Consider the following 17,193-nt stretch of genomic DNA (forward strand, 5'->3'; position numbering starts at 1 on the left):
CTGATGTAACACTGCTGGTGAAGTTTGAAACAGGCTTTGATATCACTTTTATATAATCGGTTTCTGTTACCGTGTTACTGCCTTTAGCATTGGTGACCGTAAGTGTTACCGTATACTTTCCTGCTTTGGAATACTTATGCTTTGGATTCTGCTGGGTTGAACTTGTTCCGTCTCCAAAACTCCATTTCCATTTAGTAGGTATGTTACTACTTTTGTCAGTAAAAGCAACTGTCAATGGTACTTTTCCTGAAGCAGGAGACGCTGAAAAAGAAGCTACTGGCTTTCCTGGAGATGAAACAGTGACTTTAATGTACCCGGTTTTTACTTCAGAATCGCTTCCATCAGCGTTAGAAACAGTAAGGTTGACAGTATAAGAACCAGCTACAGCATAAGTGTGCATAGGGTTTTGCTCGGTAGCACTAGAGCCGTCTCCAAAGTCCCAGGTCCAATCAGTTGTATTTTCCGATAAATCGGTAAACTGAACTGAGAGAGGAACAGTTCCACTCGTCACATTGGTACTAAAATTCGCTATAGGCAATACTGTTACAGGTTTTTCTGAAACAGTTATCAAAGCAGACGTAGAATTAGTTCCGTTTTCATTGCTTACTGTCAGGTTAACTGTGTAGTTGCCAGCTGATTTATAGATGTGAGAAACATTTTGCTCTGTATCGTTAAAGCCGTCTCCGAAGTCCCAGAGCCATGAAGTTGGCGATCCAGTAGACTGGTCTGTGAAATTTACCTGGAGAGGAGCAGTACCACTTGTTACGTCAGCAGTAAAAGCAGCAACTGGTGTCGGTTCGGTTGGTGTTGAGGATTCAGAAACGTTAATGTAATCTGTTTTTACAGTGCTGTTACTTCCTACTGAATTCGTGACTGTCAGATTGACGGTATAGTTTCCTGCAGCAGTATAAGTGTATGTTGGATTCTGGTCAGTACTGTCCACCTTGCCATCATTGTCAAAATCCCAGGCCCACGAAGTTGGTAAGTTTGTAGAGAGATCAGTGAAATTAACTGATAAAGGTACAGATCCCGACGTTACATTACTGTCGAAGTCTGCTACTGGAAGTTGAGGTGCAGCTACGGTAATGTTACCGTAATTCTCTATTGGAGATATAAGGGGTGCGTAATCGGCACCAGATCCAATAGGGTATGAAGTATCTCCAATTCCGTTTCCATCTGCATCAGTGCCTTTGTACTGGTCAAAGTAATTGCCAAGTGTGCCTATGTGATCTTTACCAGCATATTTGTAGTTGAGTTCGGAAGGAGAAGACCAGGAAACATCAGTTCCAGAACCTGAAGTTAACGAGGAACAATTGATAAAATTGTTCAGGTAAACAGTAACTTTCTGTGCCCCTGTCTGGAATTCAATTGCGCCTTTACCAGAGTTACAGTTTTTAAAAGTATTATTTTGGATAACTGTATTTGCACTATCACTGATTCCAATTACGGAGCTAGCTGTAGAAATACTATCAAAAATATTATCAGTAATTGATGTATTTTGTGAAGTCAATACATAAATAACTTCGTAATTGAGAGAATTATTTACAAATTTGTTATTTGACACTGAAAAATTATTTATATTATCTTTAAGATATACTGGTCTCTTACTTTTTGTTAATGACACTTCAAACAAATTATTTCTGATTGTACCTCCGCCAGAGCTAGTCCATGCAGTTATATATGAAGTACCTGTGAAAGTACAGTTTTCTAAAAGGCTATCGTCTTGAATCTGTACAAGTGCATTCTCAAATATACAATTTCTGATTTTATCATAATTAGAATTACTGGTAAATTGTGGTCCTCTTGTTATAAAATGAATTCCTTCAATTGTGGTACCAGAGGATTCACTCCATCCAATATTTGTTAAATTAACAAGATTTGCTCCATCTCCTATTATATGCAATGAATTTTGTATCGAATAAATCCCAGATCCTGTATAGTTTCCTGCATGCAAGTATACTGTTGAACCTTCCGGAGCATTTTTAAGAATTGATTGAACATCATCTCCTGGATAAATGTTAATGTCAGGAACCCCAACTGTTACATTTGTATCCCCTGTGATGTTGTTTTGTCTTTCTATTTCGTCTCCATCAGTCCATTCTTTTCCTGAAATTTTTCCTGTAATTAAGTATGTCCCGGTTTCTTCTGTTGCTGGCACAAAAACATCGTATATGACTGTTTTTTTACCAGAACTCATGTCATCGATGAGGCCCCATTGAATATTTTCAGCATCGTATGTCATTCCATCATTCTGGACTGTCGTTACAGTCCAACCGTCTGGAAGATTTTCATCAATACCTAGCGAGTAAAGTGTTCCACCTGAAACTGTGACATTTAAAGTTACTCTGAAACTTTCTCCTGCTTTCACGCCTGTAGTGTTTAACGTTCGCTCACCGGTTATATCGGCTGCAAGCGCTGGTGATGCTAAACCTATAAGTAGAAAAATGGACAAGAAGGCTAGTAAAGTAATTTTTTTCATAACATCTACTCCATTAAATTATTGCCGACCATATTGAGACCTGCTCAGACAGGTAATCTCTTTGCAGAAAATCGATTTTTTTGAAAAAGGAGGTTTAATGACAGTATTAAGTTCTTAAAATTCTATAGATTTCACTTTTATGCAAGGTCGACACTTACAGTTAAGGATATTGTCCAGAGTATAAATACCTAAAAATTTGGCAAAGAATTGTTATCCAAAAAGGAAAAAACTAGAATAAATAAAAAAAGGTAATTTAAAATTACCTTAAAATCCAGTTGCTCCGTAAAGGTAGCCTGCATCGTTTCCGTAAACAAGATATCCATTAGCAAAAGCGATTCCCTGTAATGTGTACGTTGAACCATTGGGTTGCCAGTAACCGCTATTAGTAAATCTTTCACTGGTAGTATTGAAAGTCAACCAGTAACATTTTCCTGTATTATTGTTTGTAGTCACATACACTCTTTCTTGTCCTGCAGTATTTGTGGTTACAACAGGAGAAGCTTTTATTAATCCACCTAGATTGGAAGATTCACTTATTAAACTCAAATCTGTACCAAAACATTTTACAGTACCAATAGGATTATAGTAGTCTCCGTTGTCAGTTCCTACATAGATATAATCATCAGTTACTGCAGGAGTTGAAGTTGAGTATACTCCAGATCCGAAGCTACTTGATGATTGTAGATTGCTCAATATGCCGGAAGAACTAATTGATGCTTTTAACAAATAGCCTGGCTTAGCAGTAAAGTATATGTATCCATCTTTGTAGACGATGCCTGAACGGATGCTGCCGTAAGCAGAAGCGTCCAGATAACTTACTAGACTTCCAGTAGCTTTGTTGAAAGAGCGTACTATACCTGCGTCATCCCCAACGACAACATAGTCATCTATAATTGCAGGGGCTGCTCCGTAATAGCCACGGGTACTGCTGTCATTTCTCCAGACTACATTGCCATTGCTTGCATCCACACAGTAGAAGTAACCTCCAATTGTGTTATAATTGGCATCAAACTCTACCGAGCTAAAATAAAGTTTTCCAGAATCATATTTTATTGGAGAATCAATCTGATAGTTAGATGGGAAATAGGTGTCACTTGAATTATACCATACAACAGCCCCAGTCGTTGCATTTAGTGCATAAATGGTTGAACCAATATTTGTATTTCCATAGTTTCCATTTGACAAACCAACATATAAACGGTCATTGTTATATGCAGGTACAGATACTTCGTAACTGTACGGGTCATTGTTTGCGATATTAGTGTTAACCCATTTCTGAGCTCCCGTTATCAGGTTAAAAGCATATACGGTTCCATTGTAATTTACGCAATATGTGACATTATTATCATCAATTACCGCTCCTGAGTCCAATCCTGCATAGTCTCCAGCAGCCGTTTGGCTAGTCCAGTTCGTAGCAAAAGTGGTAGTAATGTCTTCATCGGTAACTCCGTTATTGTTGTTGTTTCCCTGGAATGAGGGCCAGCTTGAAGCTGATGCTGCCATGGGCAGCAGTCCGATAATTACCATGCTTATCAAAAGCAAAAACAAATTTCTATTTTTCATATTCGGTACTCCTTAATTGATATTCTGTCTCAATTTTTGACACCCACAGGTAAGCGAATTCTCCTGTGGTTCACCCACTCATTGTTGATTTAATCCCTGATACATTTTTTAATTTAGTGGGATGTAAATAAGTTTGTATTCTTTAGTATAATAAGCAATCAATTTAGGAAATTATTATTAGCTGTTAGAGAAACATTACGCTTATTTTTAGAACAATTAAATAATATTATTTATACTGTTATGTTTAAGGGTTAATCTGAATCCATATTTGTATTTATGAATAAACTTAGTAAGTAGCTAAACATCTGTAGCCTCATCCATGTTTCAAGAGATTTACTCTGTACAAGGCTTGCCACAAAAGTTGGTGATGTCCTCTTACTTGAAGATAAAATCAAAAAAGTTTGCAGGATGAAAAATTATGGAATAATAAAAATAAAAGTACTGATACTTCGCAACTGGTTAAATAATTTTACAGTAATTTAATAGTTGTACAGTGACTCAATAGTGTTATAGTAATTCAAGAGTTTTACAGTATCTGAATTTATTAGAAAAGTAAAAAATGTTATTTTATATTCGTTTTGGAATCACAGTAGTGGTGGAACAATTCCCTTAAATAAGGTGATGGCTGGTAAGGCCATCAATATAATTTCACTTGTTTTATATTCTTTAATATGCGAATTCACTTATCGAACTTCATAGGTGAATTATTTTTCCAGTACATAGTCATCGATTGTATATTTTTTAGTGAAACTTTGTAGTTAGAGTCTATTGGAAGGCCTTTTTTCCAATGAAGCACTGAAGTCTGTAATTCATCAAGTGAAATGTACGCTCCAGAATCCGAATCCGGATCATTGAAAACATTCCAATCTCCTTCTACACAGTATAGATTTCCTCCATCCGTTCCGAAGTAAGCTTTCCCCTGAGAAAGTGCTGCTCCCTGCAGGATATACCCATCGTCGGGAGGATTATATTCCCATACAGGACTCCCTGACTCGTTTAGACAGTAAAGAGAACCGTTCTCCTTTGCAGTTGTGAAATAAATACGAGGTGTTCCATAATACGTAGAAACAGCAGGAGAGGATTTCACACCTGCATCCACATGATATTCCCATATCTTTTTACCATCGCTGTCACTCAAGCAGATCATTTTACCATCATATCCATGTTCTCCCTGTCCAACGTATACTTTACCGTTATAGATTGCAGGAGTCGAAGTACTGAACATCTGATCAGAGCGCCACCCCTTGTTAAGGAACATACCGGTAGTGTCATCGAATCCTACTTTCCATACATAACCGGTTTCTTGTGCTAGTTCCGAAGTTGTATAGACGGATCCGTCATGGTAAGCTACTGAAGAACGGAACCTTCCAGGCTCCGGAATCGCAAATGAAATCCGGTTCGAAACATCGCTGTCCAGGCTTACTTCGTCGATAAGCGTTCCTGTTTTCCGATCAAGACATGTGAGGTTGCCTTCGTGGGTAGAATAAATCAGGTAATTTCCTACAACGGATGCACCATTCCATATGAAGCCGGATGTATTCGGAGTTGCATGTTTCCATAAAAGGTTTCCAAGGTCATCGTAGCAATAATAGTATTTTGTATCCACTCCGCCTTCAAGACCTTCTGCAAGGTATACCCTGTGGTCATAGTACGTAACCGGACTTTCCGGACCTATATCCGTTACATGTACTTTCCATTTCAGGGTCCCTGTACTTGCGTTATAAGCATAAAGATTTCCACCTTCGGTTACCACAAAGAGATTTCCATCTCCATATGCTGGTATTGAAGAGTGTAAAATCGAAGCAGCATCAAGTGTTGCATGCCATATTGGTTTACCTTCTGTTTTGTTATAAGCATACAGTTCTCCATTGGAAGCCAGGACATAGACATTATCTCCTACAACTATCGGGCAAACATCGATATTCCCACCAAAATCATTTGCACTCCATTTGAGTTTAACAGAATCATCAAGGGGTGCATAACCTTCGGTAACACCGTTTCTATCACTTCCTCCCTGAAACTGTGTCCAGTATATTTCAGATTTTGCTTCAATCGATGTTTCCGGTTTTACCGTAACAGGCAGAGTCACCTGGTTATTAGTTTCATTACTTTCCGATACACTGTTCTCCGTATCGGCAAACACTGTAAACCCAAAGTCTCCGGAAGCCTCGGATTCCCATGTAAAATTTAGCTCGGCACTTTGGGCAGGACCAAGCTGTTCGAAAGTCTTTGCAGCCAGTTCATTTGTTCCTTCTTTTACGGTCACCGTAAAATTACCTGCCATGGAAGTGCCCTGATTTTTCACAATTACTTTCATTTGATGTGAGGTATTTGAAAAGATAGCAGAAGGAATGATCGATACAGGGATAAGGTCCGCATCACCAGCTAAAGCAGTTACGTTTATTCCCAAGGAATTATCTGCATCGTTACTCTCAGGAACGGGCCCTATAGAATGAGCTTCAACTGTTATGTTATAATCTCCGGGAGCATCTGGTATCCAGGAAAAACTCACATTTTTGGCCATGTTACTTCCAATCTTTGTTGTAAGGTTATCCTTCTGTTCACCATTAACTAAAAAGGACACAGATACATTCTCAGCATACATGTTGCCGTTATTTTTTATGCTTGCATTGACTTCATTCGGATAATAAGGATAGACATTTCCGTTTGCCACTGAAACATTTTGAACAATCAGATCTATGGAAAGATTACTAACCTGTCCGTAGGCATAGATTTCACCGTCATTGCCAATTGTGTATATACTACCGTTAGCAATAGAACAAGCTCCTCCAGCTGTGGATTCCCATAAAACCTCGCCTGTATATGCATTATACTCTACAATGTGATCATAACCATATGACGAAGTTTTTTTGCCTGCAAAGGCTTTTCCATCTGCAATTGTCATGGAATTAGTCCATCCTCCAGCACTGCCGCTCCACAATATTTTTCCTGAAGAAGCATTAACACAACATACCGGAGAAACATAAACGTTCCCATATGCAAGCGCAGGAGTGGAGTCCGTTCGCATAACGTTTTGCTCCCAGAGGATCTTCCCACTGTTTATGTCCAACGCACTTAACGCAGTAGTTTTATCGCTGTAGAAATCGTAAGAAGTAACATATACAGTATCATTTCCAACAGAAGCAGAACATAATACATTGTCTGTAATCGGAGTGGCCCATATTTTCGAACCATTTTCCGCATCTACACAATATACCTGTCCTTCATACGTATTCTGCCCTACATTTATTGTAGCATATCCACTTGTCAAGAAGACTTTTCCGTCTTTATAGGAAGGGACACCTTGTGCGGAACCTGTTACTGAAAAAGTCCACAAAAGCTTTCCAGTATACTCGTCCACACAATAGTAATGACTTCCTTGCCAATCAGAACAAAAGACTTTTCCATTAGCTATTGATGGCCCTGCATTACATGATATTTGACCACTCGGGTTAGTAAATTTCCACTTTTCAGTACCGTTTGAAGCATAAACACAAATCGTGTCATTACCTCTGGAAGCAAACACCATTCCATTATCATAAGCAGGAGATGACCATGAACCGTACTGATCTGTTCCTGTTTTTGTAGTCCATACTACATCACCTGTTGTAACGTTCAAAGCTTTCAATGAATTGGAATTGCTTATAACAAAAGCCATGTTTTCAGCGATTACAGGTGAGGAATCTATAACTGCACCTACTCCACTGCTTTTCCATTGTAACTGGAATGCATCCGGTAATTCTCCTGCATAAAAACCGGTATGTTCAACGTTGTTCTGAAACTGTGGCCAGTTGTTTTCTTCTTCAGATAATGCCAATGGTATGCATTGCAATATTGCGAGCATCAATATAGACATTAAAATTAATTGACGCATTTTCGGTTTCATGTTACTCTCTTCCCATAAAAATTTAAAATTTCTGAAACTATTCCAACTAATGCTGATTATTTATTCATCTCTTTTCCATTGGTTAGTTTCCGGAAATATTTCTAAAATGAAAAGTAAATTCCTTATATGCCATGTCCGGTTTTCGTGTACTGTGGCTATAAATTGCGCTATAAAAAAATTAAAAATAATAAACAATGATGAAAAGGTAAATTTGTTTATAAATGTATTATTTTGGCAAAAGATTGTTAGTAAAATGAGTAACAAGCTTCTCTAGGAGTGACAAGTTTCTCTAAATATGTGGTAAGACACTATATACTGTTAATCGAGTCAAACCTTGAGAAAAAAGAAAGGCTCTTCTTTATTTTGTGTGAATGTCCTCATAATGTCCTCATAAAAACCAATGCGATCTTGAACTGAAAATCATTTTATCCATAGGAAATACGAAGAGCCAGAAGAAAAGAATGACCTGAGGTTTTACCAAAATTGATGAAAAAGTGTTAAGAGAAAAACGACCTAAAATAACTTATTTAACCAAAAAATTACATTTAATGTCGTTAAATAATTCTTACTCCTTGAAGTTGTCAACGGCGATACTTTTTCCCACTTTTGGCGGTTTAAACTTCCCCACCTATTGATATAAAGTTTACTCAATTTTTCATAATGAGCCTATCCCAAAACCTTGAATTTAGAATAATCACTCTAATTTTGAGTATGAAAATAGTATGGATTTGGGTATGAAATTGGTTTTGGGATTAGCTCTCATCATATAAGTCTACAATGTGGTTTCTACAAAGCCAAAAGTTGTGCAGTAAACTATTGAAATTTCAAAAAGGAATTGGCTTTCAACTCTGGTAAAAAAGACTGAAGGGTTGTTTTGCCAGGTTTTATCTATGATTTCTCAACCCTTTAGCCTTGATTTTTTATCGTTTTTCAATCTAAGGTTTATTTATTTTCAGAATATGTCCCAGATTTGTATTTGCTGTTACTTTTATGTAATTTGTTTTCATTTGCATTCGGTTAAGAATCTGTTAACGTTAAAGTGACTACTGCAATCATCTATCCATCTTGATTTACATTTAGAGGTTACAGAAAAAGCAATGAAAATAACACGTTTCTTATAGATCGTATCTTAACCGAATACAAATGAATTTGTGTTTATTGTCGCACTGCTGCCTGCAGCGTTGGTCACTATAAGTGTAACCTTATATTTTCCTCCCTTGAAATGCTGATGCTCTGGATTCATTTCTTTTGAAGTCGTTCTGCCTCCAAAACTCCATTTCATACGGTAGGAATTCCTGTGCTTTAGTCAGTAAATCCTACCGCTAACTGAAATTTATAAGAGATTGGAGTTGCAGAAAACTTAAGCAACTGTTTTTGTTACAACTTTTATATAGTCGGTTTTTGTTACCGTGTTCCTGCCTACAGCGTTCTTTACTGTCAAGTTAACTGTATATGTTCCTGCCTTGGAATACTTATGAGTCGGATTCTCGACAAATGACTTCGATCCGTCTCCAAACTCCCAGATCCATGCAGCAGGCGTTCCTGTGCTTGTATCAGTAAATTTAACGTTCAATGGTGCTTTTCCTGAAGTAACACTGCTGGTAAAGTTTGAAACAGGCTTTGCTGTCACTTTTATATATTCCGTTTTTGTTACCGTGTTCCTGCCTACAGCGTTCTTTACTGTCAAGTTAACAGTATATGTTCCTGCTTTACTGTACTTATGAGTTGGATTCTCGACAAATGACTTTGATCCGTCTCCAAACTCCCAGATCCAGCCAGAAGCCATACCTGTGCTTGTGTCAGTAAATTTAACGTTTAATGGCGCTTTTCCTGACGTAACACTACTGGTGAAGTTTGCAGCAGGTTTTGATATCACTTTTATATAATCGGTTTCTGTTACCGTATTACTGCCTTTAGCATTGGTAACCGTAAGTGTTATCGTATACTTTCCTGCTTTGGAGTACTTATGCTTTGGATTCTGGAGTGTGGACGATGTTCCGTCTCCAAAACTCCATTTCCATTTAGTAGGTATGTTACTACTCTTGTCAGTAAAAGCAACTGTCAATGGTGTTTTTCCTGAAGCAGGAGATGCTGAAAAAGAAGCTACTGGCTTTCCTGGAGATGAAACAGTAACTTTAATGTATCCGGTTTTTACCTCAGAATCGCTTCCTCCAGGTCCGGTTACTGTGAGGTTGACAGTATAGGTACCTGCCTTACCGTAAGTATACGAAGGGTTCCGCTTGGAGCTGTCTACATTACCATCATTATTGAAATCCCATGCATACGAAGATACGGTGCCAGTTGAAGCGTCTGTAAACTGAACGTCAAGAGGAGCAGTGCCACTGGTCACATTGACTGTGAAGTTTGCAACCGGTGAGATAGAAGAGTCCTTGAAGGCATAGACTTTCTGGTCGCCTCCTATACTGAAAAGCATTCCATCCGAAAGTGCAGGAGAAGAACCGGCATAGGGAGCATGCCAGACGATATCGCCAGTGAAGGCGTCCAGAGCATAAAGGTTTTCATAACCGAAGTACCCAGATCCTTCGCTTCCCACGTAAACGAGCCCATCTGCAACAGCTACCGAGCAAGTCCAACCTCCGATCCCTCCGTTATCTGTTGTCATTGAAGGTGTTGACCAGACAGGGGAGCCTGTAGTCGCATTGAAGCAGTAAGTTTGCAAATTGCTATAGCCACTTGCTCCTCCGCAAACATAGACATTTCCATAGGCAAGAGCAGGGGTCGAATCTGTTCTTTCGATGGTCTGTCTCCAGATTATGCTACCATCCGATGCTTTCAGGGCAAAAAGATCACCCGTTCCGTAGAAGTTGTAGGTTGTAAGGTAAATGATGCCGTCCCTGTAAGCAGGGGACCCGCAGAAATTCTGTTCGACATCAATGTGCCAGATCTGTTGCCCAGTTACTGCGTCCACGCAATAAGCATGCCCCTGATTGGAAGTACCGTAGCCCCAGCTTGTAAGGTAGAACTTCCCATCTGCATAGACAGGTACTGACTGCCCGTCTCCTTCCACTTCAAAACTCCAGAGCAGGTCTCCGGTATACTTGTCAAGACAGTAGTAGTGACTTCCGTCCCAATCACTAAATATCACCATCCCGTTAGCAACAGCAGGCCCGCTATTGACCACACCCTGGCTTCCGAACGTGTTGTTGAAGCACCAGAGTTTTTCTCCGGTTTCGGCATCATAACAACCAAGTTCAGGGCCGGTAGCCGTAAAGACCATACCATTATCATAAGTAGGGGAAGCCCATGAACCGTATACAGCTTTCGGAATGCTGACGTTCCAGACTCTGTCTCCCGTAGACTCGTCAAGAGCTACTAGCTGGGGAATGTCATCCGTACTTTCTTCCATTCCTGCAGAACCGCAAATCACAAAGACTTTCCCGTCAGCAATTACAGGAGAAGAACTGCTGATAGCGTCAATATCCTCACTTACCCATTCCGTCCGATTGGTTTTTGGTCCGCTTTCGGAGTAACCAATGTGGTCTACATTTCCATGGAACTGGAACCAGGAATAAGTAGGAAGCGATTCATTTTCCTGTCCTTCAATGTAATTTGAGTATGGTAGCACCAGCGGGTACTTGTCGGTTCCCGCGTCAGCAGTATAAGCCGTATCCCCTATTCCATCCCCGTTTGAATCTTTTCCTGTATAGTCATCGTAGTAATTACCCATATACCCTGTCAGCTTTGTTCCATTCCAGACATATTCTACAGGCTCGGAACTCTGGAAGAATGAACCTGACCCTCCGGAGATGTGGTCGCTTGAACCTCCCATCTTCCTTCCTTTGTTGTTAATGAAGGTGTTCTGGTAAACCCTGTTGCCTCCTGTGTTGTCAAGAACGGCTGCAAAGTCCCAGCAATTGGAGATGTTATTTTTCAGAAGGGTGTTTCCAGTTCCCGTTAACCATACACCTTCAGCGCAGTTATCGATCAGGTTGTCCTCTATCAGAGTACCTTCTGCTGAAATACTGATCGCAAAGCACATCTCTTCGGTACCTGTAATTTTAAAGCCGCTGAACTTCACGTCGTCAGCGCTGATGGTTACGCCGGAAACGCCTTTGAAACCCGAAGCATTAAGGACAGGGGCCCCGATACCTTTGAGGGTCAGAGTCTTGTTAACTGTCAGAATTTCGGGGTATTCTCCAGAATAGACCTGTATTATGTCTCCTGAATTTGCTGCATTAATAGCTGCCTGTATGGATTCCCCATTTTTGACCTGCCAGGTAGTTGCTGCTTTGTTTGCATAGATATAGTCTTTTACAATTTTTGTATCTTCACCGTTCTCATTTTTAGCAGTGAGGGTTACGGTATAGTTTCCGGCTGTGATATAGGTATGAACCGGATTTATTTCGGTTGAAGTATTTCCGTCTCCGAAATCCCAGAAGAATTTATTGGCGTTGAAGGAAGTATCCCTGAAGGAAACAGTCAGTGGGAAGGAACCTGTCTGTTTGTCCGAACTAAAGTTTGCAACCGGAGAAAGAGCTGCACCCTGCCCTATGCAGTACAGGTACCCGTTATCAGTTCCGTAGTAGACCTTGTCTTCGGAAAGAGCTGCACCCTGCAAGGTATATGCAGCATCCGCAGGTGGGTTGTAGTGCCAGGCAAGAGTTCCATCAGGATTCAGGCAGTAAATAGAACCGTCGACGATGGCTTCAGTGAAATAAATGTACGGTTTTCCGTTTTTGACTGAAACAACTGGAGAAGACTTTACACCTCCGCTGACAGGAGTTTCCCAGATTACCGACCCATCGGAATCATTCAGGCAGAACATGGACCCGGATTCTCCGTGTTCCCCGTGTCCCACGTAGACCCTGCCATTATACACGACCGGAGTTGAGGTTGAAAATCCTATTGAAGCTGCCCAGCCACTGTCGAGAAACTGGCCTGTATCAGAGTTAAAACCTACTTTGAAACAGTAGCCTTTTTCTTGCCCTCTTTCGGAGGATGTGTACAGGGCTCCGTCAGCATAGGTTACGGAACTTCTGAACATTCCAGGATCTGTTAGTGCAAAGGAAACGTCTGAACTCTTACTGAAGTCAACTTCGTCTACAAGAGTTCCGGTGTCTTTTTCGAGACAAACCAGTTTACCTTCGAAAACCGGGTAAACCAGGTATTTTCCGACAACTACTGATCCACTCCAGATAAAACCTGCAGTGTTTGTGTTTTCATGCTTCCAGATTAAATTCCCGCTGTCATCGTAACAGTAGTAATATTTAGTGCCATTTCCTCCTTCAAGACCGTCTCCGATGTAGAGCTTATGGTCATAATAGGTAATGGGACATTCAAAGCTGCTGTCTGTTACATGTTCATTCCAGAACTCATTTCCTGTTTCGGGGTCAAGGGCATAGAGATCTCCTTCGAGGGTCGGGACAAAGAGTTTTCCGTCTCCCAGAGCAGGAGTCGCTGTCTGTACCAGACCGCCTCCAAGTTCCTTTGACCAGATAAGGGACCCGGTATCTTTATTAAAGGCCCAGACAGAAGCATTACCCGCAGTTACGAAAATTTTGTTTCCTGAAATCAGCGCCGGGACATTGACACCACCGCTCCCGCAGGGTTCCTGTTCTGAAGAAGTCAGGCTCTGCCAGATGATTTTTGGGTCCCTGGTTGGAGCAGAGCTGAAAGAGTAACCGCTATTGGAGCTGTCCTTCTGGAACTCCGACCATTCGGAGTCAAGGTTTTCTTTGTTTATTGCCTCAACATAGTCTATCTTTGTTTTTGTGTTACTTATGGTTGCATTGGCAACAGTGAGGTTAACAGAGTAGGTACCCGCAGTCTCATAAGTGTACGAGGGGTTCTGCTCAGTGCTATCAACCGTACCGTCACTGTCAAAGTCCCATGAATAAGAAGAGACATTACCAGTTGAAGTATCAGTGAAGTTGACAGTAAGAGGAGCATATCCAGAAGTTGGTGTTGCTGTAAAATCGGCAATTGGAGCGGAAGTACTTGGTGGTGTTTCAATTGTTATATTATCTTCACTGACTGTGATTTTACCCATAAGGGGTGCAGTGTCACTTCCGGAACCAATTGCGTAAGGAGTGGCACCGATTCCGTTGTTATCTGCATCTGCGCCTGTGTAGTCGTTATAGTAGTTGCCTAGCTTGGAGGTGTAGGACTTGTTCTTGTAGCTGTACTTTACAGCGTTACTGATATACTGGACGGTGCCAGCCGGTGAACCGTCATTAATGTTGACGGTGTTGTTAATGAAGTTGTTGTGGTAAACCTTATTGCCGGTGCCAGTTTTTCCGCTTTTCAAGTTAAAAGTGATCCCTACAGAATTGGAGTCAAAGGTGTTTCCAGTAATAATATTGCCATTACTTTTAGGCTCTATAAGTAAACCTCCATAACCATCAGCACTGGTACAGTGTGAAATGACATTATCACTGAATGTTATGTCGTTTCCTCCCTTGCCAATACTAACTGCATAGTTAGAAGTAACGTTTGTAAAGGTGTTACCTGTAATCACACCGCCGTTATTTACCCCGCCCACATAACAAGCAGAATTATCAAAATGATTTTTGGCAAAGATCAGTTTCCCTTGGGCATCACCAGCGCTGCATGCTTGGAATGAGTCAATGAAAACATTATTTGAATATTCAACATTATTCAGGATAGTTGAACTTAAATATACACCTGTGAATTTACAGTTTCTGATTATAATATTGGTAGAGTAATAATCTGATCCACGGATTTCAACCCATCTCGTAGTGGACGATGAAAAGCTTATGTTCTCAATCAGGATATCATGGGAAGTTTCAATATTAGATAAGTCAAAATTTAGCGCATTGTAATCAATAAAATTAAAGGTTACTTTATCTGCACCTGCACCTATAAACGATAGAGGTTTGTCGGATATAAATAAAACCTGATTTATGTCATACGTTCCAGGGTTGAAGTATAAGACATCTCCAGCCTGTGCTTCATTAATTTTTGAGAGAATATTATCTCCAGGATTGACCTCAATAGTTTGTGCCGAAGCAGAACCAACAAAGGCAAACAACAGGATAAGGAATATACTTAAAACAAGGCCATGTTTGGCAATATTTTGTATTCTGTTTTGTGCTTTATTTTGGGCTCTATTTTTTGTCATACTTTTTATAATTGTTTTCATATTGTTACTCCATTATTTTTCATGTTGTCAAATAAGAAGGTAGGAATATGTTTGCTGTCTCCAGATTTTTAGGTTCAATCTATTAAGTTGGTGAATCTCCAGACATTTACATGGCAGATGCATTAGCTATAGAAACAGGTCTATCCGTATCCAGTGTTGTTAATAAGTACTTCAGCAATTACAGGCAGCTATGACCTTATTTGTGACAATAATACCTGCTAATACCTGCAATTTATGGAGCTAACACCATTCCAGAGATTCCTGTAATTTCCAACACGGCTCAAACAAAAAACAAAAATCAAAAATATGTCCTCAAGTAAAAATACTTCAATACTCATCAAAATTTTATTGAAGATGAAACTGACTTGCAAATTATTTGAAAAACATTTCACGTAAGAGCCATATAACCCACATTCTGCAGAACATGTACACGTAGAAGTTACTTACCCATTTACCCAAAATTATCCATTAAAGAATGGGCAGTTTTTTAAATAACTGATATTTTGGGAAAATAGATAGTATTTTTGTGCGCATCTGCGGAAAATAGGATTAAAGAAAAATAAGTTATTTCAGTTTTTTTGAAGACCTCCTATGTTTTTATGGGGTTAGCGGTTGTCTGGGCGGAAGAGTCAGACCGCATTTCATATTTTGTGATGCGGTCAGATAGGCTTCGGACCTTTTGAAGTGCTCAGAGCAACCGATTTTATGATTATTTGAAATATATACTGAACAAAGTTACTATTTTCTGAACTTTCATTTTGGTTGTGACACTTATACTCAGTTACAGACATTAATATACAAATTTAAATGCCACAGGGATCGGTTATAACTTCCCTGGCAACGCTCGAACCTTTCAGGATTTAAATTTAAAATTTAAATATAAGTATTGACATAAGGGTGATATTGTATGAATTTTTACTTCTTTACTGACTACAAGTGCAACTCCTTATTGGAGTAATTTTTTTCTTCTGAAAGTCCACATTTATCTGAACTATCTGATTAAATTAATTATATACAATTTAACTAAGTTTGTTTACTATTTCTACAAATAAAAATCTTCGGCTAATAATTATTATCTTCTTGGATAATGACTTCCACATTTGTTTCAAAAAGAATAAAAGCCTGAATCAAAAGATCTTACTTTATAAAATGATTATGTTCAGATTAGTTTTCAAAAAAGTTAAGAAGGGTCTCCTCCTTCCTAGCAAAACAAGGCTAAAGAGGTTGTTTTGCCAGATTTATCAATGATATCTCAACCTTTTAGCCTTGATTTTTTATCGTTTTTCAATCTAAAGTTTAGTCATTTTCTGAATATGTCCCAGATTTCGTATTTGTTGTCACTTTTATATAATCTGTTTTTGTTGTCGTACTGATGCCTGCAGCATTTGTTGCCGTCAACGTCACTGTATAACTCCCTGCTTTGGAATACTTATGCTTTGGATTCTGGAGTGTGGACGATGCACCGTCTCCAAAGTTCCATTTCCATTTGGTTGGTGAACCTGTACTAGTGTCAGTAAAAGCAACCGTCAACGGTGACTTTCCTGAAGTAACACTGCTTGTGAAGTTTGCAACAGGTTTTGCTGTCACTTTTATATAATCGGTTTTTGTTACCGTGTTGCTGCCTACGGCGTTCTTTACTGTCAACTTAACAGTATATGTTCCTGCTTTACTGTACTTATGAGTCGGATTCTCGACAAATGACTTCGATCCGTCTCCAAACTCCCAGATCCATGTAGCAGGCGTTCCTGTGCTTGTATCAGTAAATTTAACGTTCAATGGTGCTTTTCCGGAAGTAACACTGCTGGTAAAGTTTGAAACAGGCTTTGCTGTCACTTTTATATATTCCGTTTTTGTTACCGTGTTCCTGCCTACAGCGTTCTTTACTGTCAAGTTAACTGTATATGTTCCTGCCTTGGAATACTTATGAGTCGGATTCTCGACAAATGACTTTGATCCGTCTCCAAACTCCCAGATCCATGCAGCAGGCGTTCCTGTGCTTGTATCAGTAAATTTAACGTTCAATGGTGCTTTTCCTGAAGTAACACTGCTGGTAAAGTTTGAAACAGGCTTTGCTGTCACTTTTATATATTCCGTTTTTGTTACTGTGTTCCTGCCTACAGCAATCTTTACTGTCAAGTTAAA

The 17,193-nt window shown here is 39.6% G+C and carries 6 protein-coding genes; all 6 read right to left on the reverse strand.

The genetic code is table 11. The features are described 5' to 3' along the window. Positions 1–2,479, reverse strand: a 2,479-nt coding sequence (locus ASJ81_RS23470; protein ID WP_245859655.1) for a PKD domain-containing protein, incomplete at its 3' end; no start/stop codon positions are given. Positions 2,480–2,743: 264 nt separating this feature from the next. Further along, entirely contained in the window at positions 2,744–4,042 is a 1,299-nt protein-coding gene (locus ASJ81_RS00890; RefSeq protein WP_095642819.1) for an outer membrane protein assembly factor BamB family protein, read from the reverse strand. A gap of 679 nt (positions 4,043–4,721) precedes the next feature. Beyond that, on the reverse strand, positions 4,722–7,928 hold the full coding sequence (locus ASJ81_RS00895) for an outer membrane protein assembly factor BamB family protein (RefSeq protein WP_095642820.1): 3,207 nt from the start codon (positions 7,926–7,928) through the stop codon (positions 4,722–4,724). 1,129 nt (positions 7,929–9,057) lie between these two features. Next, positions 9,058–9,210 carry a PKD domain-containing protein gene (locus ASJ81_RS21975; protein ID WP_141241546.1) on the reverse strand — a complete coding sequence of 51 codons (153 nt, stop codon included), beginning with the start codon at positions 9,208–9,210 and terminating at the stop codon, positions 9,058–9,060. A gap of 78 nt (positions 9,211–9,288) precedes the next feature. Beyond that, positions 9,289–15,051 carry a PKD domain-containing protein gene (locus tag ASJ81_RS00905; RefSeq protein ID WP_245859657.1) on the reverse strand — a complete coding sequence of 1,921 codons (5,763 nt, stop codon included), beginning with the start codon at positions 15,049–15,051 and terminating at the stop codon, positions 9,289–9,291. 1,296 nt (positions 15,052–16,347) lie between these two features. Continuing rightward, positions 16,348–17,193, reverse strand: an 846-nt coding sequence (locus tag ASJ81_RS00910) for a PKD domain-containing protein (protein WP_141241547.1), incomplete at its 5' end; no start/stop codon positions are given.

This window comes from Methanosarcina spelaei (assembly GCF_002287235.1).
Taxonomy (GTDB): domain Archaea; phylum Halobacteriota; class Methanosarcinia; order Methanosarcinales; family Methanosarcinaceae; genus Methanosarcina; species Methanosarcina spelaei.

What these genes read in the sequence shown, in the direction of transcription:
- ASJ81_RS00890 (WP_095642819.1), bottom strand. Translation starts at nt 4,042, where the DNA reads ATGAAAAATAGAAATTTGTTTTTGCTTTTGATAAGCATGGTAATTATC.
- ASJ81_RS21975 (WP_141241546.1), bottom strand. Translation starts at nt 9,210, where the DNA reads ATGAAATGGAGTTTTGGAGGCAGAACGACTTCAAAAGAAATGAATCCA.
- ASJ81_RS00895 (WP_095642820.1), bottom strand. Translation starts at nt 7,928, where the DNA reads ATGAAACCGAAAATGCGTCAATTAATTTTAATGTCTATATTGATGCTC.
- ASJ81_RS00905 (WP_245859657.1), bottom strand. Translation starts at nt 15,051, where the DNA reads ATGAAAACAATTATAAAAAGTATGACAAAAAATAGAGCCCAAAATAAA.